Source organism: Silvibacterium bohemicum, from assembly GCF_001006305.1.
Classification (GTDB): domain Bacteria; phylum Acidobacteriota; class Terriglobia; order Terriglobales; family Acidobacteriaceae; genus Silvibacterium; species Silvibacterium bohemicum.
The window spans coordinates 774,300-800,307 of sequence record NZ_LBHJ01000004.1; the positions used below are offsets into that span (position 1 = coordinate 774,300).

Here is a 26,008-nt window from a genome sequence, read left to right on the forward strand (position 1 = left end):
AACCTTGCAAAACTATTTCAACTACTTCACCGAAATCGAAGAGCATTTCCAGCGGCGGCGTGGCTCGCTGCTGCTGCTCTCCACACTGGATTGGGCGCTCATCGAAACCTGGCGCGAGGCTGGCATTCCCTTGGAGGCCATCCTGCGCGGGATCGATGCCGCTTTTGATAAACATGACGCAAGCAAGTCTCGCGCTCGCGTGCGGCGCGTGAACGGCCTCGCATACTGCGCGCAAGCGGTGATGGCCGCGGTTGAAGATATCAAGGAAGCATCTATCGGTGCGGCCAAGCCCGATAGCAACGCCGAATCCGCGACTGGAGCTGCACCCGGATTTGAGCAAGCAAGGATTGCCGCTCATCTGCGCGAATGCGCTGCGCAATTGGATGAGGCAAAATTGGCTGGCATAGCGGCCGAGACTGCGCAGGCGAATGCCATCAGTCTGCAGCTCATCGCCGGCGAAGTGATGCTCGCAGCACCTAACCTTGAAGAGCTGGAGCGCAGGATGACGGTGATGGAAGAGAAGCTGCTGAGCGCCATCACCGCGACCGCGCCTGAAGCGGAACTGGTCGCATTGCGCACGGAGAGCGCCCGCGAGTTGGCTCCGTATCGGGCGCGGATGCAGACCACGCAGATTCGCCAGATCGAGCAGCAGTTTCTGCAGAAGAGGCTGCTGGAAAAATATAAACTCCCGCGCCTGAGCCTGTTTTATATGAGGCAGGGATGAAGCTGGCCGGATGAAATTAACCATCGAGAAAAGCATCTACGGCGGAGCCGGCCTGGCGCGCTCCGAGGGCAAGGCGATCTTCGTTCCCTTCACACTGCCCGGCGAAACCGTGGAAGCTCAAGTCACTCGCGACCGCGGAGGCTATGCAGAGGCGGAACTCATCGACGTCATCGGGCCGTCGCCGAAACGCGTGCCCGCGCCCTGCAAGTATTTCGGTGAATGCGGCGGATGCCATTACCAGCACGCGTCCTACGAGCAGCAACTGGAGATCAAGAAGCAGATCCTGCGGGAAACACTGGAACGCGCGCATCTCTCGAACATCCCGGACATAGTCTCGCTCAGTGCCGAGCCGATGGGATATCGCAATCGCGCCCGGTTCCATCTCGATCGCAATACCTCGAAGCTTTCGTATAAGAAGCGCGGTACGCACGCGAACCTTGCGGTCGATAGCTGCCCCATCTCCGCGCCTCTGATTGAAGAGGCCCTAAGCGTCTTCAATTCCCATAGCGATCGCTGGCAGCTTGCGAAATCTTTCGATGAGGTAGAGCTCTTCACGAATGCGGAGCAGAACGAGCTATTTCTCTCTCTCTGGAGTGGATCGAACACTGGAGCTGCACAGACAGCCTTGCAGAAGCTTTGGGCCGTGATTGAAAAAGAACTTCCACGTGCTATCGGAGCAGCTGTGTTTTCCACTGAGCGCGAGAACAAGCGCAGCAGCTTTCTGGCGTCGGCAGGAAACCAATCGATCAGCTATGCAGCCGCAGACCAAATCTATCGCGTGAGCATCGGCTCCTTCTTCCAGGTGAACCGCTTCCTTATTGATCCGCTCGTCGAGCTCGTCACCAAGGATGCCGAAGGCAAGCTCGCATGGGATCTCTATGCCGGGGTGGGCCTGTTCGCACGCGTCCTTCAATCCACGTTCGATCAGGTTGTCGCTGTCGAGGCCGCGCCCAGCTCGGTTCAGGACCTGCGCCACAATCTCGCAGACGGAGCGCACCGGATCGTCGCATCCAGCACGCTCGATTTCCTTCGCCGCGCAGCTAGCGCCCGCAAAGAGATCCCCGACTTTGTGGTGATCGATCCGCCCCGCGCGGGGCTTGGCAAGGAAGTTACCGCGCTGCTCGAAGAGATCCAGCCCGCACACATTACTTACGTTTCCTGCGATCCGGCGACTTTGTCGCGCGATCTGAAATCTTTGCTAGACTCGGGCTACTCTCTTCAGCAGTTACACATGGTGGATATGTTTCCCCAAACATTTCACCTGGAAAGCGTCGCCAAGCTATCGCTGAAATAGGATGCGCAGGCGGCGCGCTGGAAATGGCTCGCCATGGCCACATCCACACTCGTCGAGCCCGCATCACCCATCGCAGCCTGCGGACCAACGCTTTCGCGCCGCGCTCCTAAGTCACACCTTCCCTTTCGCGTGCATACAGCTCCCGCACTGCTGGCGGCGATTTGCCTCGCATTCGGCATTCTGGCCGCTCATTTCGCACGCTTCATGCCGGGACTTCTCTTCGCTGCACTCTCAAGCTGCTTCGTGGTTGCCGCACTCGCTGTTCGTTACGCGCCGCGGCTCGCTTGGCCAACGGCAATCTTGCTGTATGCGATCCTCGGAGCCTTTTGCGGCAGCGTAGCTCCCGGAGTCGATCCGCAAACGCAGCTTGCGATGCTGGCTGACGGAACGCCTCGTCTCGTCGAAGGCGAAATCGTTCGACTCGGTCCGTTGCGGACGGTAGCCTCGGCCAGCCCGTTCTCGAGCAGGATTCGTGAAGAGCGCAGCCGGCAGATCGATCTGCGTTTATCCAGCGTATCGGGCACAGCCGTTCCGCAATTGCCCGCGCGGATCGTTCGCATCGCCGTCTATGCGCCACTCGAAGCCGCCTTTCCAGAGCTTCGTTGTGGTGAACGCCTACGCAGCAACCTCGCCATGCACACGGAAGAACGCTTCCTCGATCCCGGGGTATGGGATACGTCCGAATATCTTCACACCCAAGGCATCGGCGCACTGGCCAGCGTCCAGGTCCAACAGCTCGCGATATTGGCTTTTTCGCGCAAGCTCGATTTACGCTGTCAGCTTCACTCCATCGAACAGCAAGCCAGCGTGAAGCTGATGAGCTTTGCCGAATCTCCGCAGAATAAAAGTCTGCCCTCATGGTTTCGCATCGGCTCTGAAGACGCCGCAATGCTCGCGGCAATGCTCACCGGCGATCGAACCTACCTTCGCCACACTCTGCGCGTGGGATTCGAACGGACCGGCTCGTTCCATCTGCTCGTGGTCTCAGGCCTGCATCTGGCGATCTTCTCGACAGTGATCTTTGCGCTGGCACGGCGGTTGCATCTCTCACATCCACTGGCCTCATTGCTTACTATCCTCGCCTCCAGCGGATACGCGCTCTTCACGGGCTTCGGCCATCCCGTGCAGCGAGCTCTCGGCATGGTGACGATCTATCTCGTCGGCCGCTTGATCTGGCGGGAACGCTCGGCCTTCAATGCCATCGGACTGGTCGCACTCTTCCTGCTCGCTGCCGATCCTGCTTCGCTCTTCGATTCAGGCATGCAGATGACATTGCTTTCGGTAATCGCCATTGCCGGAGTGGCTGCACCCGTCATCGAAAAGACCTTCGGCCCTTATCTTCATGCGGTGCGCAACCTTCAGATCATTCGCATCGATCCGTCGCTCCCGCCGCGTATCGCACAATTTCGTGTGAGCCTGCGCATGATGGCGCAGCATCTTCGGCTGCTCACTGGAGTATTCTTCGCGTGGAAGGTTTTTCCGTGGACCATCAAGCTGCTGCTACGCGTTGCGGAATTGCTTGTCGTCTCCGTGACTATCGAGTTTTTCATGATGCTGCCCATGGCCGTTTATTTCCATCGCATCACGCTGCTCGCGCTTCCGGTGAATCTGTTGGTCGTGCCCTTCCTCGGCGTCTTGCTGCCGTGCGCCCTTCTGACCTTTGCGACCGTGATGTCGGTTCCATCGATCGCCTTCATTCCGGCGGCGGCAACCGCGATGCTCCTGCATTGCATGACACGCGTCGTATCTGCCTTTGCCGCCCTGCATGGCGCCGATTTGCGCATGCCGATGCCCGGTCCGGGTACGATCGCGCTCTGGATCGCTCTGTGCATCGGCGCAATCTGTCTTGTTCGCTTGAGGCGTTTTGGAATCGCAGCCGCCGCTTCGGCCCTCGCTCTCGCGGCATCTCTCATCGTTCTCCCCCATTCGATTCAGCGGCGAGCCAACCTGTTGGAGATCACCGCTATCGATGTAGGCCAGGGCGATTCGCTGCTAGTAATTACCCCTGAAGGGAAGACTTTGCTCATCGACGCGGGCGGCCTAGTTGGAGCTTCGCCCGATTCCAACTTCAATGTGGGTGAAGATGTGGTCTCTCCGGTTCTGTGGTCGCGCGGCATTCGGCGCCTCGATGCAGTCGCCATCACCCACGCGCATGCTGATCACATCGGTGGCATGCCTGCTGTGCTCAGAAATTTTCGACCACATGAGCTATGGATCGGCAAGAATCCCGGCGTTCCGCCTTATCAGCAGATCCTGAAGATTGCCAATGAGACCGGCACGCGAATCGAAACACATCTCGCTGGTGACGAATTCCTGTTCGGAGGCGCGTCGATCCATGTCCTTGCACCTTCCGTCAACTACCATCCCGGGTTCGCACCCTCCAACAATGACTCGCTGGTGCTGCGCGTGGCCAACGGAAAGACTTCGGCGCTTCTCGAAGGCGATGCCGAAGCCCCAAGTGAAGCGCGCATGGTGCTGGTTGGAGGATTGCATTCCGACCTGCTGAAGATAGGGCATCACGGCAGCATCACTTCGACCACGCCCGCATTTTTGGCTGCAGTCTCGCCGTCTTACTCGGTCATCTCTGTCGGCAAACGTAACTTCTATGGCCATCCTCGCCGTGAGGTTTTGATAAAGCTGCAATCCGCGCACGTCAAAACCTTTCTCACCGACATGACCGGGCTGACTAGCTTCTATCTTGATGGAGGCAGGGTCACGGCCGTGCCATGGGCAGCTACGGTGCCTTGACACCCCGCAACCGACTCAATACCGCCGGCCGCCGCGGGCATCTTTTTTCTCCACACCGCGTCTATCCCGTTATACGATGCCTCGCATGGGAGGAAATTGCGTACATGGGCTCACACGAAACCGAACGGTCCGTTGATCTTCCTCATTTATCTTTGAACACCGCACCCCCTCCGGAAACCTCGCTCCAGCAAAGCCCCGAAGAACTGAAAGAAGAGCAGCGCAAGATCCGGCGTCTGCAATTGATGATGGATATGGTGATGTCGGTCATCGGCCAGGATGGGTCGCTCACTGTCGATGAAGCCGCCGAGATGGTTGCCGATAGCCGCCGCGCCGCGCTGGCCATGTTTCCGGATAAGGAGCTGGTCTACAACATCATTTACAAGCCGCGTCTCCAGCGGCTGATGCGCGAGCGCTATCGAATCCAGTAAGACTACTTCTGTTCTACGGAAGTCAGGCGAAACGTTATCGTCCCCCAGAAGAGCCGCGCGCGCATCTGCACCGGCATGTGACGGTCGTCGTCCGTGTACCAGATCCAGATGTTGCCGCGGTTCTTTACGATGCCGGCGTCCGCCGTCGGCTCCACGCGTAGCGTCTGGAAGGCGCCGGCCGGTGTCTTCACCTCTTCCCGCCCTTCGACCTTCATGGTGACAGGGATGGTCTTCATGGCGTCGGCCAACGGCATCTGGAAGCTCTGTCCTATGGTCATCGGTTGTGACGCCGCATAGAAGATCGCGGAAAGCGAGTCGGTCACACATGACGGAATCGCGGCTTCCTGATGCTTGCTGATGCCTGAGATCAGGTTCTTCTCGGTTTGCATCGCTTTGCTTTGCGCGTAATTGAAATGCAAGTCGCTGTTCACCTGGCGACGTCCTTCAATCAGCTGCTTGGAAAAGCTCTCCGAACATCCGGTGCTGCGCTGGAAAGAAGATTGGAAACGGTCGCTGACGCGAAAGATGAGATTGACAGCTCCCACCGTATCCGCGGTCACAGTCACTCGCTGCATCTCTCCGTCTGCTTCCACATGGAAAGAAACGACTCCCGCCGGAAAGACCCGCCAATCGACGGAGTAGTTCAGTGTCTGCCGGGCGGGGAAGGAAAACCCTGCGCGCGGCGGCTGCATGGGAGAAGCAGCCTGCGGCGGCTCCGCACGGAGGTCGGCCAGCAACAGCAAACAAGCAGCAGCGACGAGCAACCTACGAAGCCGAATCAATCAGACACTCACCCGCACGAAATTGGCACCCTCATCGAAGAAATAAAAGCCGCAGCGCGAGAGCGGTATAAATCGCGACCGCTCCTATCAATGCATTGTACTCGCGGTGTTTGCGATAAAGCGCGGCGGAGAACCCTCCGCCGTCGTTGTCTGGCGTAGCGGCTCGGCTCAAACGCGGCAGCAGGCGTGGAACACGCGCCGCATAGTCGTCAAAACCCGCGAAAGCTCCTCGCAAAAACCGCTCTTCACCCTGAATGACCGGTATATAAATCGCAGCAAAAAGCACAGCCAGCGCAAGCGCAATCCAGATACTGCGCGACGCCAGCGCAAAGCCGAAGGCGATCATCATCGAGCCGAGATAAAGCGGGTTGCGCGTATAGGCATACGGCCCGGTCATGGTGAGCTCCGCATTCTTTTTGACGTAGCCCGAGGCATAAGCACGCAGTAAAAGTCCGGGGATGACGAGAAGCAAGCTTAGTCCTATGAAAAGCAGGCTCGGCCGCGCCAGCCAAAGAAAAAATATGGCGAAGGCAAAGCCCAAAGGCACGCGGATTCGTTTTGCAATTCTGCTCCAGCCGCCTGCCATCTATCGCAACTCCTGCAAAAGTTCTTTTGCTGCTTCTATCACGGCCGCCGGAGGAATGGTCAACAATCCTGCCTCCGGCTCCGAACGTCGCGTGTGATCACGCTTGCTTTCAGGATGCCGCAGCACACGAAAGCTCCCACCAAATGGCCCGTTGCGAGCCGGATCGGTCGGTCCGAAGATCGCCACGACCGGCTTGCCCAGAGCAGACGCCAGATGCAGCGGGCCGGTGTCTCCGGCAATGACCAGTGCAGCCCGGCGCGTGATCGCAATCAGCTCCGTCAGCGTGGGCTGGACCGTCTGAACAAACTCTCCGGCAATGTTTCGCAGCTCTGTGCCGAGCGCCTCTTCCCCAGGTCCCGCGTTGACGACGATCGTATAACCGAGCGAGTGAAGTGCGCGCGCAACCGTGGCATAGCGATCGATCGGCCAACGCTTCGCTCCCCATCCCGCGCCGGGATTCAATAGCACGAAGGGCTGCGCTAGCTTATCCGCATTGCATTCCGCCTTCTGATCTGCAGGTAGCCACGCGGGAGCGTACGGCAGAGATTCCCCCGCAACTTGATTGACGACTTCGATCGCCTGCTCGATCACATGCCTGCCCTGGGTCGGCACGCGCTCGCTGAAGAACCATCGTGCCAAGGGCTCGCGCGGCTGGTCTTCTCCGATCAGCCGCGCAGCTCGCGCCCAGCGGGCGATAGCTGCCGAGCGTACTGCGCCTTGTAAATCAAGGCAGATATCGTAATGCGCCGTCCCCAACTCGCGCCGAAGCTGGCGGACAGCGCGAAAGGTTTGGGCCTGCAAAGGTGCGCGCGCCCACTGCTTTGCTGGAACAAGATGAATCTGATCTACCAATGGCATGGCCGGACCGCGCTCCTTGCAATCGTCCGCGCACAGCAAGCCGCGCCACTGCGGCTCGACCGCCCAACCTAGAAACCACTCCGGGTGCGCCTGCCGCAGCGCGGTGACAGCGGGCAGCGCATGGAGAATGTCTCCCATCGCTCCCAGCCGCACAATGAGCACTCGCAACTGCTTTTCTTCCATCGGCAAACGCTTATTTTCTCACATGCAGCGCGAGCAGCTGCCGCACGACGGCCGGCTCATCGGTGAGCGAAACCTCTAATCGCGCCGCTTCCAGATGCACGACAGAAGCGATCTTCGCGCGATGCTCCGGGCTCAGACGCACGAGATCTTTCTCCGTCGTAACGCAGACTTTCGCGCCGGTGGTCTGGCATAGATGGACAATCGTGTCGATGTCGAAATCTGCATAGCGATGATGATCGCGAAAGGAGCGGGTTGCGGTCAGTTCGACCCCATTGGTCTTGAGCGCCGAATAAAAATCCTGATCGTGAGCGATGCCGCAAAAGGCCACGGCCGGGCTCTGCGCTTCGACGAGCAGCCGACGATGTTGAAGCCACACCGGAGATCGGATGCCGCGCTGGCGTATTTTTTCTTCGAGCGCGGCATCCTCGCTGCGCAATACGATAGCGGACGCTCGACGCAGCGACGACAGCGGTTCGCGTAATCGCCCGGCGGGCAACAGCTGCTGCTCGAAGTCGCTGGCATGCACCACCACGATGTCGAAATCCCGCGCAAGTTTGCGATGCTGAAAGCCATCGTCGAGCAGATGCACGCCTGTTCCGGAAAACTCGCGTTCGGCCTGCAGACCAGCCGCATAACGGCTGGCTCCAACGTAAACCGGCACGCCGGTTTTCTGCGAGATCAGCAGCGGTTCGTCGCCAAACAATTCTGCGCTTCCCGCCGAATTGACGCGCGCCACATCGCTGGAAGTGCGGCCATATCCCCGGGAAAGCACGTCGACATGCACTCCCGCAGCCGACAACAGTTGCGCCAACCTGATGACCAGCGGCGTCTTTCCCGATCCTCCCACCGAAAGATTGCCGACGCTCACCACGGGCCAACTCAAGCGGTCCGGAGTGCGCCAGGTTCGGTCGTAGACAACATTTTTTGCTGCGAAAGCCGCGCGATAGAGCGGCACCAGGGGCGCCAGGAAGTCCCGATTCACGCATCTGCTCCGACCAGCTCCAGGAGCTTCGCCAGAGTCCGATCGGTGCCGCCCGCTTCGCTGTCGAAGATGGCGCGGGCACGCTCGCCCATAGCTGCGGCTTCGCCCGGATGCTCCAGAAGATTCGCGATGGAAGCTTGCAGGTTTTCGGAAGTCACGATCTGAATTGCCTGCACCGACCTCAAAACTTCGACCATGCTGCGGAAATTCTCGTAGTGCGAGCCCATCAGAATCGGCACAGCAAACTGCGCAGGCTCCAGTGGATTGTGGCCGCCGGCGGGAATCAAGCTTCCACCGATAAACGCCAGCGATGCCACCGAATAGACCGAAGCCAGCTCTCCGATCGAGTCGAGCAGGAGCACCGTTCCGGGACGCAGCGGATCGGGGGCGCGCAGCCACTCCGAGCGGCGTAGCCAACGCGCATCCCGGCGCTTGAGCAGCTGTGCGACTGCTGAGAATCGGTCAGGATGGCGCGGCGCAAGAATCGTGATGCATGCGGGAGGCACGGCATTGAGCAGCATCTCCTCCTCGCCCTCCAGCGTCGATCCGCAGACGATCACTTTTTGCCCGCTGGTCAGAAACTGTCTCAATGCTTCGGTCACAGGCGCGGGTTTGTGCACGCGAATGTCGAACTTGAGGTTGCCGCTTACCTCGACGTTTCCCGCGCCAATCGCCATCAAACGCTCCGCATCCTGCTCGCTCTGCGCCAGCACCAGCGTGGTCGGTCCCAATAGCTTCTTCCACAGCCGGCGCAGTTTGAAATATCGTGGCCACGAGCGGTCGGAGATGCGAGCGTTTACCACCGTAACCGGAACCTTGGCGCGATAGCACTCGGCGAGCATGCGCGGCCAGAACTCCGTTTCCAGCAGCACCAGCAACGCTGGGCGAAGAGCACGCAGGTATGCACGCACCGCGAAGGCGAAGTCCAAGGGAAAGTAAAAGACGTTCTCCGCGCCAAAGCGGTCGCGCGCAATCTTCTGTCCGGTTCGAGTGGTGGTCGACACGACTACACGACAGCCATCCGCGCGGACCTTCAATTGTGCGATCAGGCTGCTCGCCGCCAGCACTTCTCCGACCGACACGGCATGCACCCAGATCGTCGGCTGCGGCTCGGCCCGGCGCAGCCGACGGGGAACGAACCCCAGCCGCTCGCTCAGCCCTTCGCGATATTTGCCGCTGGTCGCCATCCGGAAAATCCAGTAAGGCGAGCCCACCAACAAGACCAGCAGCAACGCGAAGCTGTACAAGGCAAACATCCGCTAACAAATCCTTCTATACTCAAGTCTCAAGCGAAGATGATAACCGTGCGGAGCAACATGCGCTTGCGTTCCTCGATTTTTCTTCTGTTGGCGCTGGGGATGGTTACCTCCCGGCTCAATGCCAGCGACCATCCTTTGCCTCCCGTGCAGGATGCATCGAAGTACGCCGCGTTCGATGCCCATCCCGACGAAAACACGACCATTGCCGCCGAGCCTTTCGACAGCAAAGAGAAGATGAAGTACTTCCGCGTCGATTACCTCAAAAACTATTTCATGCCCATCCGCATCATCGTCACCAACAACGGCGATAAGCCCATCTCGCTGGAGCAGGCGCGCATCGACTTCATCACCGCGCATGGCGATCGCATCCCCGCCGCCGAAGCGGCCGATGTCGAACGGCGCATGACCCACGTCAGCAACACCGGCAAAAAGATTCCCATGCCTGCGCCGTTACCGCCGGTGGGCGGCAAGCCCAAAACGCCCGACGCCAAAATCGAACAGGATTTCTCGGAGCTCGAATATGCCGACGTCACCGTCCCGCCGCACAGCACCAAGGCGGGATTCCTCTTCTATGACATGGAGGGGCTGGGCGGGAATCCATTGCGGGGCGCGAAGTTGAGCTTCCGCAAGGTGCAGGATGGCGATGGGAAGCAGTTCTTCCCCTACGACATTCCCTTCGACAAGTATCTGGATACCCAAAAGGGATCGACGCAGTAAGGCAACGCCTTCAACTTCATCAGCCCCACACGCAAAGAACACGCGCCGGGTCCCTCGAATCACTCAGAATGACGTTCGTGAGTTGTGAAGGTCGAGGAGAAGCCAGCCTCAAACGCCCTTCTTCTGCGGCTCCCAGACGTACTTGTGAATCTGCAGGCTCAGCCGGGCGTTCAGTTCATCGGCGAGCATCCACTCCACCAGGTCGCGGGGATCGAGGAGGCAGTTGGCCGTGCTCCGTTCCGGCGAGGGCGTCTTGGAAAACGCAGGCGATAAGAGTATCTGCCCCACGCGGCCTTCGAGCGCGTTGTTGCGGATAAATTCCCGCGCGTATTCGTAATCCTCGCGGTGGGTAATTACAAACTTCAGCTCGTCACGTTCGGTGAGCGAAGCAAGATTCTCCATGCGGAACCGACCGGCCTCACCAGAGCCCGGACACTTCACGTCGACAATCTTATGGACTTCCTTGGGCACATTTTCGACCGGACGCTCGCCGCTGGTCTCGATCATCAGCTCATAGCCTTGAGCCAGCAGCCGCTCCATCAGCGGAATGAGCTCGCGCTCCTGCAGCAGCGGTTCGCCGCCCGTAAACTCGACCAGCTTCACGGGAGCCAGCTTCGCCACCTCGGCGACCACCTCATCTTCAGTCAGCTTGTAGCCGCCGGTGAAGGTGTACTCCGAGTCGCACCAGGAGCAGCGCAGGTTGCAGCCCGCCAGCCGCACAAAGATGCACGGCACGCCGGCGAAGCTCGATTCGCCCTGCACGGATTTGTAAATTTCGATCAGATACAAGGAATCACCCGTTCAAGACCTGCAGCCATTACTCGTAATACGTAGCCGTCGTGGTGTCGGTCTCGTAGATGGTGCAATCCTTGACACGCACGCGCCCTTTGGTCAGAGACTCCATCTGCTGATTCGTCTCGTCGTAAAAGTACTTCGCCAGGTTCTCGGCCGAGGGATTGATCTCGGTGAATGGCTCCAGCTCATTCAGCATCTGATGGTCAAGCCGGTCGATGACCGGGCGCATGACATGCTTCAGATCTTTGAAATCCAGCAGCAGGCCGGAGACGTCCAGCGTCTCGCCGCGCAGGGTGATACGGACCTTGTAATTGTGTCCGTGCGGGTTTTCGCACTTGCCGCGGTAGTTCCTCAGGTAGTGGCCTGAGGAAAACTCGCGTTCTACAGTCACTTCGTACATTCTTCTCTATCGACTCTCTCGGGCAATCGCCTCTTACTATTGTAGCTTTTGATGGCTTCAAGGCTGTCTGTTTGGATGATCCAGAGCCGTTCGCGGTCGCTATTTGCGCTTGGCGCGCTCGCGCTGCCGCCGCTCATCGGCGCGGCGGTCCACTTGCTCGAACATGGCCGTCATCACACCCAGGAGTGCCACAATCAGGCCGCCCAGCATGAGGAAAAGCGAAATCGTCTTCCAAATGGAGCCGTTGCCGGGCAATCCCGGCTGGAAATGGCTGCTGGAAAACATCATCCCGCAGGAGACGAGCGCGAAGAGCAGAAGGGTTGAGGCGAGGATGTATAGATTTCGAGCCATGATGCGGTTAACCCAAGACTAGAGCACCGGCGGAACTATCTCAAACGCCGTAATTCGGACGACCATGGGGAGGAATAATCTCAACGATTTCTGTATGCCAGCCTCGCTGAGATTCTTCGCTGCGCTCAGAATGACGAATTGCCTGCGGCGCCTGCAGCATTCTCCTAATGCTAACGGATACCGACCAGCCCCCGCACTGACTCGATCAGCTTCTGCGGCGAATAGCCGACGCCGTCCTTGAACACCACGTCCACCTTTTCAATGTCGTGGATATTCTTTGCCGGATTGCCTGTGACTACGACCAGATCGGCTGTCTTGCCGGCTGCAACGGTTCCAATGCGAGCATCCTCGCCCAGCCACTGCGCGCCGTTCTCCGTCGCGATATGAATCGCCTCTTCGGGTGAGAATCCAGCCTCGACCAGCAGCTCGACATTGCGCTGGTCGCCGAAGCCCGGCAGCACGCCTCCATAGCCGGTGGGGTCGCAGCCGGCCATCAGCAAGCCGCCCTGCTTCACAAAGTCATGCTCGAACTGCATCTCCTGCTTCAGCAGCACCGGCCAGGGCGACGGCCGCTCGCCTTCGGCTATCTCCGCACGCGTGGTTACATAATCGCCCCACGCCTGCGGCAGCAGGGATTCGCGCACGCGCATCTCCTCATCCATCGACGGCCGGTTGGCGACGAAGCTCTCGAAAATAGCCAGTGTGGACGTCACTGCTACGTGGTGCGCGATCAAGTCTTTGATCGTCCCCTGAATCTCCGAGCCCTCCACATCAAGCTTGGCCAGCCCAACCTGGGGTGGGTTCTGTCCGGGGCACACGCCAGACTTCTTTTCGGGGTAAAACTCGGTATCGACTGCCAGGCCGTGTTCGAGGTTGTCGATGCCCAGCGCCGCTGCCTCCTTGAAACCGACCGAGCAGAGATGTCCGGTGACTTTCAGCCCCTTGGCATGCGCGTGATCGATTGCCGCTTTCAGTTCTTCCGGCGTGATGTGCATGTAGGCTTTGAACGAAGTCATGCCTTCGGCCGACCAGTAGTCGACGAGGCGTGCCGCATCATCGGCATCTTTCAGGGCATGGAGCTGCGGACCGATTGCCGGCGAGCCTTCGAGATAAGGCCCGGTTAGAAAAAGGTTCGGCCCGGGAATCTTGCCGGCGTCGATGGCATCTTTCACCGAAATGTCGGTATACGGTTCAAGACTTCCCGCGGTACGCGCCGAGGTCACGCCGCCCGCCAGGTAAAGCCGCGGAGCGCTATCGGCCATCTCGCCGTAGAGAGGCAAAAGTCCGTGACCACCCTCCGGCAGCGGATAAAAAAGATGCTCGTGCATGCCCACCAGTCCGGGGAAGACGGTCTTACCGGCCATATCGATGACCTTTGCGCCCTCGGGAAAGGCATTGCGCAACAGAGCGCTCTGCACGTTCACGATCTTCCCGTGATCGATGTCGATGCGCACATTCTCGCGAGCCGCTGCACCGGTTCCATCGATGAGCCGCACGTTGTTCAGCACCAGCACCGGCGCATCTTCGGCGAGAAACGGCTTGAGAGGGTCCACCTTCGCTGGCTGCTCCTGAGCAAACGCGGCACTCCCGAGAACAAGCATTCCAATGACCGCAGCGGCAATCGCGCGCATCGCATTCTTCCTTTGTGAGCCTGATTTGTAGGACGAATCCACTATGCCGCATTGCGCGGCGCGAGTCACGACTTGGTTGCAAAAAACTGCTCGACCGCCGACCACTCCTGGGTGACGCGATAGGGCGGCAGGCTCTCCAAGAAGACGCGCCCGTAGCGCTGCCGTTGCAGCCGAGGATCGAGCAGCATCAGCACGCCGCGATCTTCCAGCGAACGGATCAGCCGTCCGAAACCCTGCTTCAAGGTGATGACCGCCGACGGCACCTGGTAATCGAAGAACGGGCTGCCGCCATTCTCTTCGATGGCTCGCATGCGCGCCTGCACCACGGGATCGGTGGGCACCGCAAAAGGCAGCCGGTCGACGATCACGCAGCTCAGCGCCTCGCCCTGGACGTCCACTCCCTGCCAGAAGCTCGATGTGCCGAAGAGCACGGCATTCGGCGTCTCGCGAAACTCTTCCAGCAGCGCCTTGCGCGGGGCTGTGCCTTGCAGCAGCAGCGGAAAGCCCACTTCCGTCAGCAGACGGTCGTAGAGGTCGTGCATCTGCGCGTAGCTGGTGAAGAGGCAGAAGGCGCGGCCTTGCGTGATCTCCAGCATGCGACGGATGCGCTTGACCGCCTCGTCCTGGAAATTTGGATCGCGCGGGTCGGGCATCTCCTGCGGCAGGTAGAGCAACGCCTGTTCTCCGTAATGAAAGTGCGATGGCACCACCAGCTCGCGCGCATCGCGAAGGCCCAGCCGTTTCCTGAAGTGCTCGAAGCCGCCCTGGACGGTCAGCGTTGCCGAAGTCAGCACCACGCTGGGAAATTTCTCGAAGAGCAGCTCGCCCAGCAGGCCCGAGACATCGATAGGCGTGGCCTGCAGATGTGTGGTCGGAGCTGAGTTGCGCCCCTTGCCGCCACGTCGCTCCAGCCAGAAGACAGTGTTCCGGTCCTCCGACTCCATCAAAAACTTCAAGTGCTCGCGGATGTCCGCGGCTCGCTTGCGCAGCGGCGGAGCCTCTTCAACGCCGCGCACCCGCTCCAGCTCGCCTTCCAGCCGATGCAGCGCATTCAACACGCCGAGATACAGGTCGCCCTGCGTCTCGAGAAACTCCTCGCGCCCGGAGAACTGCATCCGCCCGTCTGCATTCGCCCCCCCGTGGCCCGATCCACGTGGAAGAGCTGCGAAGAACATCCGCGCCCGCTCGCGCGCGATCTGCGCTGCGCTGGAAATGCCCGCGCTGAGCGCCTGCTTGGCGCGCAGCATTGACTCCAGATCCCGCGCCAGCTCTTCGAAGCGGATATTGCTGAGATTGATGCCAAAGTAGCTCGACGCCACGTCCTCAAGCTCATGCGCCTCATCGAAGATCACGATGCCGGCCTCGGGCAGCACGCCCGCATCGGGAGCGGCCTTGGCCTGCTGCTTGATGGCCAGGTCGGCAAAGAACAGGTGATGATTGACGATCACGATGTCGCTCTCCGCCGCTTTGCGCCGCATCTCGGTGACGAAGCAGCGCTGATAATCCGCGCAGCTCTGCCCCAGGCACGCGTCGCTGCGCGCATCCAGCTTGGCCCACAGCTGGCTGGTCTCGGGCAGGTCGTCGATCTCCGCACGATCGCCGGTCTCGGTTGTCTTTTCCCACTCGGCGATGGCCTGGTACTGCGAAATCTCTTCTAGCCCGGACAGAATGGGCTGGCTGCGCAGCGCGAAGAGCTTATGGCGGCAGAGATAGTTCGCACGGCCCTTCATGTAACAGACCTGCAATGGGCCCAGCAGGGATTCAAGGAAAGGAATGTCCTTGAAAAAAAGCTGCTCCTGCAGATTCTTTGTGCCGGTCGAGATGATCACCCGCCGCCCCGATCGCAGCGCCGGCAGCAGATAGGCCAGCGTCTTGCCTGTGCCCGTTCCGGCCTCAACAATCAGGTGCCGGTTCTCTTCCAGAGCCCGCTCGACTGCCTGCGCCATCTCCAGCTGCCCTTTGCGGAACTCATAGGGCAGCGGCGAACGCGAGAGGACCCCGCCCGGCGCGAAGAAGTCGTAGAGCGAGGGCAGGGACGGCACGGTTTGGAGGGTGGAGGGCATTCAGGTTTCGCCGGAAGTTCTCCTCTAGCATAGCCGTTGCCGGGGAATTGGAAACCTCGCCCTGACTCGTGTCGGCTGCTCTTGCCAAGAGCGGATAAAGGCACGCATTTCGTCATCAAGTGATGATATTATCGATGCTATTGCAGGAGAATCTATGCGCACCACTTTAGCCCTCGATGACGACCTTCTTGCGAAAGCGCAGGCATTCACCGGCCTCGAAGAAAAAACGGCTCTCGTTCGAGAAGCATTGAAAGCACTCATCGAGCGCGAAAGCGCGCGTCGGCTGGCGCGTCTGGGCGGCAGCGAGCCGCAGTTGACTGCGATCCCGCGCCGGCGATCGGAGTGATCCTGGCGGATACTTCCGTCTGGATCGACCATCTCCGCTGCAATGAGCCTGCCTTGGTCGACTTGCTCCAGAGGAGCCAAATCCTCACTCATCCTTTCGTGATTGGAGAATTGGCTCTGGGCTCTCTGCGGCAGCGCGAGATTGTTCTCGGCGCTCTGGGCAATCTTCCCCAGGCCACGATGGCCACGGATGACGAAGTGCTTCGCGCCATCGACCGGTGGAAGCTCTTCGCAAGCGGCCTTGGATACATCGATGCTCATCTCCTGGCCTCAGCCGCACTGACCCCAGGCACCGCGTTATGGACTCGCGACAAGCGTCTTCACGTAGTGGCTGTGCGCCTCGGCTTTGATGCCGGCCTGAATTAGGCCCGGCACGGCGATTGGCCCATGCCAACGCACGATAGAATGAAAGGTGGCCATAATACGGCCCAAACATTCGAGATTCGCGGCATTTGCCGCTGAGGGATGAATCCAATCCCCGTCAGGTCGGCAAGCAAGTTGAAAAAATCCAAGCATATTTCTTCGCGAAACAGACTGTCCTCGGCGGATGTGGGCAATCAGCCTGTGTTCGCCATCGTCGGACGCCCCAATGTCGGCAAATCGACGCTCTTCAATCGGCTTACGGGCTCGCGCCGCTCCATCGTTGGCGACGAGCCGGGCATCACGCGCGACCGCATCTACGGCGAGGTCCACTGGGCCGGCAAGACGGCGCGACTGGTCGATACCGGCGGCATCGTGCCGGACGACGAAGCGCTGATTCCCTCCGAGATCTATCGCCAGGCCAAGGTGGCTCTCGACGAGGCTGAGGCCGTGGTGATGGTCGTTGACGGCCGCACCGAGTTAGCCTCGCCCGACATCGATCTCGCGCGCATCCTGCTGCGCTCCGGCAAGCCGATTTTTCTCGCCGTCAACAAGATCGATACCGAGGCCATGGACGCGGCCGCGGAAAACTTCCGCCGTCTGGGCATCAAGAATCTCCAGGCCATCTCGGCCGAGCACGGACATGGCATCGGTGATCTGCTCGATGAAGTCTTCGCGGTTCTCGCCTTTCCCGAGGAGCCGGAAGAAGAGCCTGCGATTGAAGAGCCTGCAGAGGCAGAAGAAGGCGAATCGCTGCACCGCACCCACGGCGAGTACCAGCAGCGGGAGACGCGCATGGCCATCATCGGCCGCCCCAATGTCGGCAAGTCGACGCTGCTCAACGCGCTCACCAACTCCGACCGCGCCATCGTCTCACCCATCGCCGGAACCACGCGCGACGCTGTCGATGAAGTCGTCGAATATCAGGGCCACATGCTGCGCATCATCGACACGGCAGGCATTCGCCGCAAGGGCAAGACTCACCTCATGGCCGAGAAATTGTCGGTGGTGATGGCGCGCCGTCACCTCGAAGCCGCCGATGTTTCTCTGCTGGTGATCGATGCCACCGAGGGCGTCACCGCCTCCGACGCCACGATTGGCGGATATGCCCACGAGAGCGGCCGGTCGGTGGTGATCGTCGTCAACAAGTGGGATCTTGTAACCACGGGTCGCACCGACGACAAGCCCCCCGCAGACCGCGCTATCTTCGAAGAGCAGCTGCGCCGTCATTTGAAATATCTGAACTACGCGCCGGTAGTTTTTATCTCCGCAGCGCACGCCAAGCAGGATAGCCGCAGCCTGAACCGGGTGCTCGACACCGCAATTCGCGTGGCCCAGGAGCGCCGCAAGCGAGTCTCGACCGGACAGATGAACAAGTTTCTGGAGAAGATCGATTTCCAACGCGCCCCCGTTCCCATGGCCAACCGGATGCGCATCTTTTACATGACGCAGGCTGCCGTTGCACCGCCGACCTTCGTGCTCTTCACCGATCGCGACGTGAAGCTGCACTTCTCTTTCGAGCGCTTTCTAGAAAATCAGATTCGCGAGTCGTTTGGATTCGAAGGCTCGCCCATCTGGTTCAAGACTCGGCCGCGCAACAAGAAGACCGACGACAAATGAGCTAGTCTTAGCGTCATTAGCAGTCAGCAGTCATTCCGAAGTTCAATTCGTTCACGGGGTGAGAGAAGATGCGAGCGCGGTTCGGTCAGCAAGTTCACTCTCTGCTGGAAAGACTCAGCCAGGATCTCAGCTACGCATTGCGCCAGCTGCGAAAGTCTCCCATTTTTTCTCTCACCGTGATCGCGACGCTCGCGCTGGGTGTGGGAGCGAATACTGCGGTCTTCACCCTGCTGCGCGGTGTGGTCTACCCAACGCTGCCGGTGCCGTCGCCCCAACAGCTCTTCGTGCTTCATGGCATCCGCACGCCGAATGACCAGGCTTGGCTCTATTCTCAGCCGGCCTTCGAACGCCTGCGGCAAACAGCCAACAGCGATACGGATCACAGTGCCATCGCGGCCCACTCCTATCTTGCCGAAGGCAATCTGGCCGACCACAACAGTGGAGAAACTACGCGCGCCAAGATGCAGCTGGTTTCGACCAACTTCTTTTCGGTTCTCGATACGCCGGCCGCGCTGGGCAGCGTTCTTTCGCCTCAAGATGCAGCCCAATCGGGGACAGGCTGGCCGGCTGTGCTTCGCTACGGCTTCTGGCAGCAGCATTTTGCAGCCGATCCGGGCATCGTCGGCCGCACGCTTGTTCTCAACGGAGCGCAGATATTCGTGGCAGGCGTGGCGCCGCGCGATTTCTATGGAGTTATCCCCGGCGAATCTCCAGACTTCTGGCTTCCACTCGAAGCGCAGCAGGATGTGCGCTATGCGGGCCCCTTCGATTCGCTCGGGCGTGAAGCCGGAGTGCATCTCGATGCGCCGTACAACAGTCAGAGCGCATTCTTCTGGCTGACGCTCATAGCGCGAGTGCCACCGGGAGCAGCCGCCATCTCGCTAGCGCAGTGGGACGCAGCCTTTGCTCCAGATCGTGAGCTTTATGCGAAGTTCGCCGGCAAGTCATCGGAAGCGCTCGCCAGCCGCTTCTCGCTTCTCTCTGCTGCCCGTAGCGAGAGCCCGTTTTCCGAGCACTATGCGGAGCCGCTTTTCGTCCTGATGGGCATGGTCGCGCTGCTGCTCCTCATCGCGTGCCTCAATCTTGCCAATCTGCAGCGAACAAGAGTGGTTCAGCGCAGCCATGAGTTCGCCATCCGCGCGGCGCTGGGGGCGAGCCAGCCCCGGGTGCTGCAGCAACTGTTGGTTGAAAGCGCGCTGCTGGCTCTCTGCGGCGGCGCACTCAGTATTCTCGTCGCCCGCATGGCTGGGTCGGCCTTGCTTCATTGGTCGCTGCAGAACGACACATCGTTGAGCCTTCATTTCGACGCGGGTGTCTATCTCTTCTCTCTCGGACTGCTCGCAGCCGCCGTGCTGTTCTTCCAGATTTTGCCTGCGCGTCAACTGATCTTCGGCAACGCGCTTCCCCAGGGCGGGCTCACCTCGCGGCGAACGGCGATTGGAAGCGCAGGAGGGCGATCCGCCCATCTCATGCTGGCCGCGCAGATCACGTTGTCGGTCCTGCTGCTCAGCCTCGCGTCGATGTTTCTCCGCACCTTGACCAACCTCAATCGAATGGACGCCGGCCTCGATCGCGGACACCTTCTCACTGTTCGATTCGACTTCCACGATGCGAACTATGACGACGTAAAGCGGGAATCGCTCTATCCGCAGATGATCGATCGCGTGACCGGTCTTCCCGGAGTGCGCGCCGTCGCTCTCGACCGTTGCCCGCCACCCAACTGCCTTTGGAATACGCCGATTCACGCCGCCGGCATCTCCGACGACGCACGCGGTCTCTCGGAAGCACAGCAGGACGACGTGGGTTCTGGATATTTCCACGCGATGGGGATGGCGTTGCTGCGTGGGCGGGAGTTCGACAGCGGCGATCGTCCTCAGGCGGCGCAGGTTGCGGTCGTCAACCACTCCTTTGCAGTAAAGTTATTCGGACCTGGAGAGAATCCCATCGGTCATCGCATCGGCCTCGAAGCTGCGCCGGGCGATGCCCGCTATCTCATCGTGGGAGAGATCGTCGACGCGCGGGTGAACGACCTTCGCTCTCCGGCAGCGCCGATGCTCTATCTCGCCCAGGCACAGCAGTCCCCGGGAAGCGGCAGCTTGGTGATTCGCACCGTGAGCGCGCCCCAGGCCATTGCCGCCAGCGTTCAGGCGGGTCTGCGCGAGGTCGACCGGCAATTGCCGATCACGGAAATCATGCCTCTCGATGCTGCGTACGCCCGCACGCTCACCACAGAGGCGCTGCTCGCCAGACTTACCTCGACCTTCAGCGTGCTTGCGCTGGTGTTGGCGGCTATCGGTCTTTACGGCGTTCTCTCGTTTCGCGTGGCCCGGCGCACCAGCGAGTTCGGACTGCGCATGGCGCTGGGCGCGACGCGCTCGCAGATCCTGCTGCTGGTACTCACGCAGTCCTTTCGCATAACCGCTCTTGGCATCGCCGCAGGCGGCATCCTGGCCGCTCTCTGGGCGCGAAGCCTGCACGCGTTGCTCTTCGGCATTGGCAACGCCGGGGTAAGTGCCTGGCTCACCTCGGCCGGCGTACTCGCGTGCGTGAGCGTTCTTGCCGCTTATTTGCCCGCGTATCGCGCCGCCCACACAGAGCCGATGGAGGCCCTGCGGCTTGAATAAGGCCGAACGCCAATAAGCCGGAGCGAAGCCGCGCTACTCTGATCTCAGCGCCTGCATCGGTTCCGTATTCGCCGCACGGCGCGCGGGTATCGCCGAGGCGACAAAGGCAGCCGCGGTCAACACCGTGATCGTGATCGCCAGAATCAGCGGATCGTAAGGCTTGATGCCGAAGAGCTGGCTGGCCATCGCCCGCCCACCCAGAATCGTCAGCGGAATGCCGATGGCCAGACCGATGGCCACCTGCAGAAACGCCCCCTTCAGCACCATCTTCAACACGTTCATGCGGTCCGCTCCTAACGCCATGCGAATGCCGATCTCGCCGGTGCGCCGCGCCACTGAGTAAGAGGTCACGCCGTACAAACCAATCGAGGCCAGGATCAGCGCGAGCAGGCCGAAGAGCGAGGTGAGTCGCGCGATCAACGACTGCTGACTGAAGTTGTCCGACACCTGCTCGGCGAAGGGCTCGAAGTCGATGACCGTGAGGTTGGGATTGATCTGCGCCAGCGCGTTGCGCACCTGGGATTCGAGGCCCGGGATGGCTCCATTCGTTTGCAGCTCGATGGCATCCATCGCGAGATGGGAGACATCCTCGAACGTCTGCGCGCGCGAATCTTCGTACTTCACCCACTGCGCGCCCGCGAGAAAATACATGGGGCGCATGCGACTGGTCGGCCCCCAGTAGTTCGTGTCTTCGGTGACGCCCACGATCTCGTAGGTATCCGCAACCTTCTGAGAGATCACCCCGAAATGCGCACCGATGGGATTGCCATCCTTGAAGAATTTCTTGGCAAAGGTCTGATTGACGACAGCGATATTGCGGGTCGCTGCTGTGTCCTGCCCGGTAATACCGCGGCCCGCGATTATTTTGGTTCCGATGGTCTCGAAATATCCTGCGCTGGCGCGGATCCATGAACAGCTTTGCTCGTTGCTGCCAGGCGGCGGCGCGGGACGCCCCGCGAAGAAGGCAGTCTCGCCCCAGTTGTCGCCTTCCATCGGGCTATACAGCGAATAAGCCACCGACTTCATGCCAGGGATCGCCGCCAGCGAATCGTGCAGTTGAAGATAGAACGCATCCAGCTGCGGCACTTTATACCCGGCCATCTGCGGATCGATATGCAGGATGTAACGGTTCGTGGTGTCGAATCCGAAATGCTGGCTGCGCATGTTGCGCAGGCTCTGGGTGAGCAATCCTGCGGCGCACAGCAAGACCAGCGATATGGCGGCTTGCGCGACGACCAGCGCTTTTTGTGTCCACAAGCCGCTGTTCTTGGTGGTGCGGTTCGATTCGCGCAGAGCATCGATAGGATCGGCCTGCGCCGTCATCCACGCCGGTGCGACGCCGAAAAGGATTCCGGTTAGCAGAGAAGCAGCGAAGGCGAAGGCCAGCACCGTAGGCGATGGCGCGGCATGAATGGGAAGGTAACTCTTACCTGCCGCAAGGCGCAGAATCAGGCTTGCACCGCCATACGCCACCAACAATCCAGCGAGGCCGCCGAGCACGGCCAGCACAACGCATTCGGTAAGCGCCTGACTTATCAGGCGGCCGCGCGGTGCGCCCAGCGCAGTGCGCACCGAGGTCTGCTGTCTGCGCGTCGTGGCCCGCACCATCATCAGATTGGCCAGATTGGCGCAGGCGATCAAGAGTACAAAGAGGGAGATCCCCATCAAAAGATGCAGCCCGTCTTTGTAGTCCTCCTGCATGCGCTGCACGCCTGCTCCACCTGGAGCCAGATGCAGCGTCTGCTTCGGGATCAGCACAAAGTCGCGAGGCTCGACTTTACTGAGTGGGCTCTGCAGAAACTGCCGCAGTTCCACCTGCATCTGCGACTCCACCTGCTTTTGATTCGCGCCCGGCTTGAGGCGGCCGAGGAGATTGAGCCACTGCATGTCGCCGCGCTCCAGGAAGCTGGCGGTATCGTTCAGGACCGGCTCGTTGCTGAGTGGAACCCAGAACGACGGGGGATCGCTGGTGAGCCGCTCGCCGTAGAAACCTGGTGGCGTGATACCCACAATGGTGAAGGGCTTCCCGTTAAAGACAAACGTGCCTCCCACGACAGAGCCATCCTGTCCAAACTTCTGCTGCCAGGTGCGGAAGCTCATCACCGCAACCGGAACCGCACCTGATTTGTCATCCGTCGGCTGCAGCAGGCGTCCGGCATAGGCATTCAATCCCAGCGTATCGAAGGCATTGCCGGAGACGAAGACTCCGACAAGGGATTCCGCAGGATGATTGCTTCCCTGCCGGCGTACCCCGAATCGATTGGCCCCAGCCTGAAATGCCGCCAGCTGTGCAAAGCCGGGAGTGTTATCGCGAAACTGCTTGTAGTTGAGATTGGAAAAGAGCGACCAGTTGTCCTGCATGCCGCCATTCACGCAGCAGTTTTCGTTGTCGCCCACACGGATGAGGTCTTCCGGCCTGGTCACCGGCAGCGACTTCAGCAGCACCGCGTTCACCAACGTGAAGATCGCGGTGGTCGCACCGATGCCGAGCGCAAGCGTCAGGATCGCGGTCGCCGTGAATCCCGGAGCCTTGGCAAACTGCCGCAGTGCATAGCGGATATCTTCAAAGATCATGTGTGATGCACTCCAATGAATTTGTCTTCTCGAAGATCAGCGGCGAGCGAACGCAACGATGCCTCTGGGACTGCTATACGTGCGAGCGGGGATCATCAGTTCCCGATATCTGTGAATACGAGAGTAAATGTTACGAGCCGTAACAGAACAGCTTTTTTCTTGTCCGTTAGTGGACACTGGTCGTCTCTATAATGGAGAGAATCACTCATGATTCTTATCCGTCCTGCTGTACCCGCCGACATTCCGCTCATTCGCGCTCTCATTCAAGAGCTCGCCGAATATGAACGTGAGCCGCATTCGGTCCACATTACCGAAGAGCAACTGCTGCGCGATGGCTTTGGCAAAAATCCTGAAGACAGCCGCTACTTCGCATGTCTGATTGCCGAGATTGACGGTGCACCGGCAGGGTTCGCCCTCTACTTCCCTATCTATTCCACGTGGCAAGGACGCAGCCTGCACCTCGAAGATCTTTTTGTCCGCCCGGAGTTCCGCGGACAAGGCGCCGGCAAAGCACTACTACGTCAAGTTGCGGCCATCGCCGTCGAGCGGGGCTGTGCGCGCTTGCAGTGGGATGTACTGGAGTGGAACAAACCGGCTATCGATTTCTATCGCAGCCTCGACGCCACGATGCTCGACGACTGGCGGCGCATGCGTGTGACCGGAGATGCGCTCAGCAAGCTGGCTGACGTGAAGATCGAGGCCAAGGCATGAGGATTCGCGTGATCGGCGGCGGACTCGCAGGACCTGAAGCAGCATTGACCGCAGCCAGGCTAGGCTGCGAAGTCGATCTCTACGAAATGCGCCCGGTACGCAACACGCCGGCGCACCAGACATCCGACTTCGGGGAGCTGGTGTGTTCCAACTCGCTCAAGTCGGAAAGCGAAAACACCGCGCCCTGGCTGCTCAAGCAGGAGATGCGCCGTGCCGGTTCTCCGCTGCTCGCCTGCGCCGATGCCAGCGCCGTTCCTGCCGGCCATGCTCTGGCCGTCGACCGCGTCGAGTTCTCGCGCCTCATTGAAGCGGCCATCGCAGCAGAGCCACGCATTCACGTTCACCGCGAGGAAGTGACCACGCTCGATCCCGAAGACGGCATCACCATTATCGCCAGCGGTCCGCTCACGTCGTCTGCGCTGTCGGGAGAGATAGCCCGCCTCACCGGCAGTGAGCATCTCGCCTTCTACGATTCCATCAGTCCTATCGTCGAAGCCGACTCTATCGACATGGAGCGCGTGTACTTCGCCGCCCGCTATGACAAGGGCACAGCCGACTACATCAACTGTCCGATGACCAAGGAAGAATATGACGCCTTCTACGATGCCCTGGTCGCCGCCGAGCAGGTGAAAGAGAAAGAGTGGGAGAAGCTCGACTACTTCGAGGGCTGCCTGCCCATCGAAGAGACCGCCCGCCGCGGCCGCGACACGCTGCGCTTCGGGCCGATGAAGCCGGTCGGATTGCGCGATCCTCGCACCGGCAAGACGCCGTGGGCGGTGGTGCAGCTACGCTGCGAGAATCTGCGAGCCGACTCTTACAACCTCGTCGGCTTCCAGAACCACCTCAAGTACGGCGAACAGGCGCGCATCCTACGCATGATTCCCGGCCTGGAGAACGCGAAGTTCCTGCGCTACGGCCAGATTCACCGCAACACCTACATTCAGGCGCCGCGCGTGCTGACTGAGACGCTGCAGATGCGGCAGTATCCGAGCATCTTCTTTGCCGGACAGATCTCCGGCGTCGAGGGTTACACCGAATCCATCGCCACCGGCATGCTGGCGGGGCTTTACGCTGCGGGATACGCACAGGGAACGCTACTTGCATCCGCGCCGCGCCAGACCGCGCTCGGCTCGCTGATGCACTACATCACGCATGCCGAAGGCAAGCGTTTCAACCCGGCGAATATTACCTTCGATCTTCTGGTTCCACTCGAAGAAGAGACGCGAAAGAAGATTCGCGACAAGCGCGAGCGGCACCGCATCCAGTGCGAGCGCGCGTTGGAGGCGTTCGATCAGTGGTGGCAGTCTTTAACTGCCAATCCGGTCTCGGCTACCTAAGCAATGTCTGCACTCCTTGAACTTAAGTTTCTTGTGGCCACACGGCGATCTCGACTAGAGTGTTCTCATGCATGAGCTTGTGTTTGAGGTTGCCCAAGAGTCGGACGGCGGCTATATCGCAGAAGCTCTCGGTGAGAGCATCTTCACTCAAGGGGACACCTGGAACGAGTTGCGGGAAAATGCTATCGAAGCCGTAAAGGCCTATTATTTTGACCGCCAAATGCCATCCGGTATTCGCCTGCATCTTGTCCGCGACGAAATGCTCGCTGTGGGATGAAGCTGCCTCGCAATCTCAACGGCACGGATTTGGCAAAGTGCCTTTGCCGCGCCTGGGACTATGAGCAAGTTCACCAGGTGGGCAGCCATATCATCCTGCAAACGGAATCTCCATCCTCCCATCGCATCGCGATTCCCGCCCATACCCCGTTGAGAATCGGCACCCTCAATGCGATTCTTCGCGACGTGGCAAAACATAAAAGCATTGACCGTCAGGTCATTCTGGATTCCATCTAGCTCGAATTTGCCCGCACGGACATTTTTTTTCGAATGCGGGAATTTCCTTTTTTGGGGTTCGGATGCCCATATCCGCAGTCAAACCAGCCCGCAAAGGAGTAGAATCCGTCGCGCTATAGCTGC

General features: G+C 60.0%; 24 protein-coding genes. 13 read left to right on the forward strand and 11 right to left on the reverse strand.

The features are described from left to right. Positions 1 to 4 precede the first annotated feature (4 nt). The 4 genes from XX99_RS13960 (at position 5) to XX99_RS13975 (ending at position 5,194) form a co-directional block, all read left to right on the forward strand. Entirely contained in the window at positions 5 to 724 is a 720-nt protein-coding gene (locus XX99_RS13960) for a hypothetical protein (RefSeq protein ID WP_050059974.1), read from the forward strand. A gap of 10 nt (positions 725 to 734) precedes the next feature. Continuing rightward, positions 735 to 2,018 carry a 23S rRNA (uracil(1939)-C(5))-methyltransferase RlmD gene (gene rlmD, locus XX99_RS13965; protein WP_050059975.1) on the forward strand — a complete coding sequence of 428 codons (1,284 nt, stop codon included), beginning with the start codon at positions 735 to 737 and terminating at the stop codon, positions 2,016 to 2,018. 33 nt (positions 2,019 to 2,051) lie between these two features. Continuing rightward, positions 2,052 to 4,766, forward strand: coding sequence for a ComEC/Rec2 family competence protein (locus XX99_RS13970; protein ID WP_050059976.1), 2,715 nt, complete (start codon positions 2,052 to 2,054; stop codon positions 4,764 to 4,766). A gap of 104 nt (positions 4,767 to 4,870) precedes the next feature. Then, positions 4,871 to 5,194 (forward strand): hypothetical protein, encoded by a 324-nt coding sequence (locus XX99_RS13975; RefSeq protein WP_231581333.1) that lies wholly within the window; start codon positions 4,871 to 4,873, stop codon positions 5,192 to 5,194. Between the two features lie 2 nt (positions 5,195 to 5,196). On the opposite strand, the gene XX99_RS13980 is transcribed toward XX99_RS13975, so the two are convergent. The 5 genes from XX99_RS13980 to XX99_RS14000 are packed head-to-tail and all read right to left on the reverse strand — an operon-like array spanning position 5,197 to position 9,841. Further along, entirely contained in the window at positions 5,197 to 5,976 is a 780-nt protein-coding gene (locus tag XX99_RS13980) for a DUF3108 domain-containing protein (RefSeq protein WP_231581335.1), read from the reverse strand. 31 nt (positions 5,977 to 6,007) lie between these two features. Next, positions 6,008 to 6,562, reverse strand: a complete 555-nt coding sequence (locus tag XX99_RS13985) for a methyltransferase family protein (RefSeq protein WP_050059977.1) — start codon at positions 6,560 to 6,562, stop codon at positions 6,008 to 6,010. After that, a complete protein-coding gene (locus tag XX99_RS13990; protein WP_231581336.1) occupies positions 6,563 to 7,603 on the reverse strand; it encodes a glycosyltransferase family 9 protein in 1,041 nt (346 codons plus the stop codon). It lies immediately after the preceding gene. A gap of 10 nt (positions 7,604 to 7,613) precedes the next feature. After that, entirely contained in the window at positions 7,614 to 8,585 is a 972-nt protein-coding gene (gene lpxK, locus XX99_RS13995) for a tetraacyldisaccharide 4'-kinase (protein ID WP_050059978.1), read from the reverse strand. Further along, a complete protein-coding gene (locus tag XX99_RS14000; protein ID WP_050059979.1) occupies positions 8,582 to 9,841 on the reverse strand; it encodes a 3-deoxy-D-manno-octulosonic acid transferase in 1,260 nt (419 codons plus the stop codon). Before XX99_RS14000 ends, lpxK begins: the two co-directional genes overlap by 4 nt. A 60-nt stretch (positions 9,842 to 9,901) precedes the next feature. Here XX99_RS14000 and XX99_RS14005 point away from each other — a divergent pair, with 60 nt between their 5' ends. Then, on the forward strand, positions 9,902 to 10,561 hold the full coding sequence (locus XX99_RS14005) for a hypothetical protein (protein WP_050059980.1): 660 nt from the start codon (positions 9,902 to 9,904) through the stop codon (positions 10,559 to 10,561). Positions 10,562 to 10,669: 108 nt separating this feature from the next. Here the strand turns inward: XX99_RS14005 and XX99_RS14010 are convergent, their stop codons facing one another. The 5 genes from XX99_RS14010 to XX99_RS14030 form a co-directional block, all read right to left on the reverse strand. Further along, positions 10,670 to 11,350 (reverse strand): radical SAM protein, encoded by a 681-nt coding sequence (locus XX99_RS14010; RefSeq protein ID WP_050059981.1) that lies wholly within the window; start codon positions 11,348 to 11,350, stop codon positions 10,670 to 10,672. A gap of 28 nt (positions 11,351 to 11,378) precedes the next feature. Then, complete coding sequence (queD, locus tag XX99_RS14015) at positions 11,379 to 11,756, reverse strand: 6-carboxytetrahydropterin synthase QueD (RefSeq protein WP_050059982.1); 378 nt, start codon at positions 11,754 to 11,756, stop codon at positions 11,379 to 11,381. Between the two features lie 99 nt (positions 11,757 to 11,855). Next, entirely contained in the window at positions 11,856 to 12,107 is a 252-nt protein-coding gene (locus XX99_RS14020; RefSeq protein WP_050059983.1) for a hypothetical protein, read from the reverse strand. 170 nt (positions 12,108 to 12,277) lie between these two features. Beyond that, positions 12,278 to 13,738 (reverse strand): amidohydrolase family protein, encoded by a 1,461-nt coding sequence (locus tag XX99_RS14025; RefSeq protein ID WP_082125555.1) that lies wholly within the window; start codon positions 13,736 to 13,738, stop codon positions 12,278 to 12,280. 65 nt (positions 13,739 to 13,803) lie between these two features. Beyond that, positions 13,804 to 15,801 (reverse strand): ATP-dependent DNA helicase, encoded by a 1,998-nt coding sequence (locus tag XX99_RS14030; RefSeq protein ID WP_050059984.1) that lies wholly within the window; start codon positions 15,799 to 15,801, stop codon positions 13,804 to 13,806. A 154-nt stretch (positions 15,802 to 15,955) separates the two neighbouring features. Here XX99_RS14030 and XX99_RS14035 point away from each other — a divergent pair, with 154 nt between their 5' ends. The 4 genes from XX99_RS14035 (at position 15,956) to XX99_RS14050 (ending at position 20,750) form a co-directional block, all read left to right on the forward strand. Further along, a complete protein-coding gene (locus tag XX99_RS14035; protein WP_050059985.1) occupies positions 15,956 to 16,147 on the forward strand; it encodes a type II toxin-antitoxin system VapB family antitoxin in 192 nt (63 codons plus the stop codon). Beyond that, the gene (locus tag XX99_RS14040; protein WP_050059986.1) at positions 16,144 to 16,512 is read left to right on the forward strand and encodes a type II toxin-antitoxin system VapC family toxin; all 369 of its coding nucleotides are present in this window, start codon (positions 16,144 to 16,146) and stop codon (positions 16,510 to 16,512) included. Before XX99_RS14035 ends, XX99_RS14040 begins: the two co-directional genes overlap by 4 nt. Before the next feature lie 183 nt (positions 16,513 to 16,695). After that, positions 16,696 to 18,126, forward strand: a complete 1,431-nt coding sequence (der, locus tag XX99_RS14045) for a ribosome biogenesis GTPase Der (protein WP_231581377.1) — start codon at positions 16,696 to 16,698, stop codon at positions 18,124 to 18,126. A 68-nt stretch (positions 18,127 to 18,194) separates the two neighbouring features. Further along, a complete protein-coding gene (locus XX99_RS14050) occupies positions 18,195 to 20,750 on the forward strand; it encodes an ADOP family duplicated permease (RefSeq protein ID WP_050059987.1) in 2,556 nt (851 codons plus the stop codon). A 33-nt stretch (positions 20,751 to 20,783) separates the two neighbouring features. Here XX99_RS14050 and XX99_RS14055 read toward each other — a convergent pair whose 3' ends face one another. Then, complete coding sequence (locus XX99_RS14055) at positions 20,784 to 23,324, reverse strand: ABC transporter permease (RefSeq protein ID WP_050059988.1); 2,541 nt, start codon at positions 23,322 to 23,324, stop codon at positions 20,784 to 20,786. Between the two features lie 207 nt (positions 23,325 to 23,531). Between XX99_RS14055 and XX99_RS14060 the strand changes: the two genes are divergently transcribed. From XX99_RS14060 to XX99_RS14075, 4 genes are all read left to right on the forward strand, one after another. Beyond that, positions 23,532 to 24,035, forward strand: coding sequence for a GNAT family N-acetyltransferase (locus XX99_RS14060; protein ID WP_050059989.1), 504 nt, complete (start codon positions 23,532 to 23,534; stop codon positions 24,033 to 24,035). Next, positions 24,032 to 25,372: a methylenetetrahydrofolate--tRNA-(uracil(54)-C(5))-methyltransferase (FADH(2)-oxidizing) TrmFO gene (gene trmFO, locus XX99_RS14065; protein WP_050059990.1), complete on the forward strand. Its 1,341-nt coding sequence runs from the start codon at positions 24,032 to 24,034 to the stop codon at positions 25,370 to 25,372. The genes XX99_RS14060 and trmFO overlap by 4 nt, the downstream gene beginning before the upstream one ends. 67 nt (positions 25,373 to 25,439) lie before the next feature. Further along, complete coding sequence (locus tag XX99_RS14070; RefSeq protein ID WP_050059991.1) at positions 25,440 to 25,649, forward strand: type II toxin-antitoxin system HicB family antitoxin; 210 nt, start codon at positions 25,440 to 25,442, stop codon at positions 25,647 to 25,649. Further along, positions 25,646 to 25,885, forward strand: a complete 240-nt coding sequence (locus XX99_RS14075; protein ID WP_050059992.1) for a type II toxin-antitoxin system HicA family toxin — start codon at positions 25,646 to 25,648, stop codon at positions 25,883 to 25,885. Before XX99_RS14070 ends, XX99_RS14075 begins: the two co-directional genes overlap by 4 nt. The last annotated feature ends 123 nt before the right edge of the window (positions 25,886 to 26,008 follow it).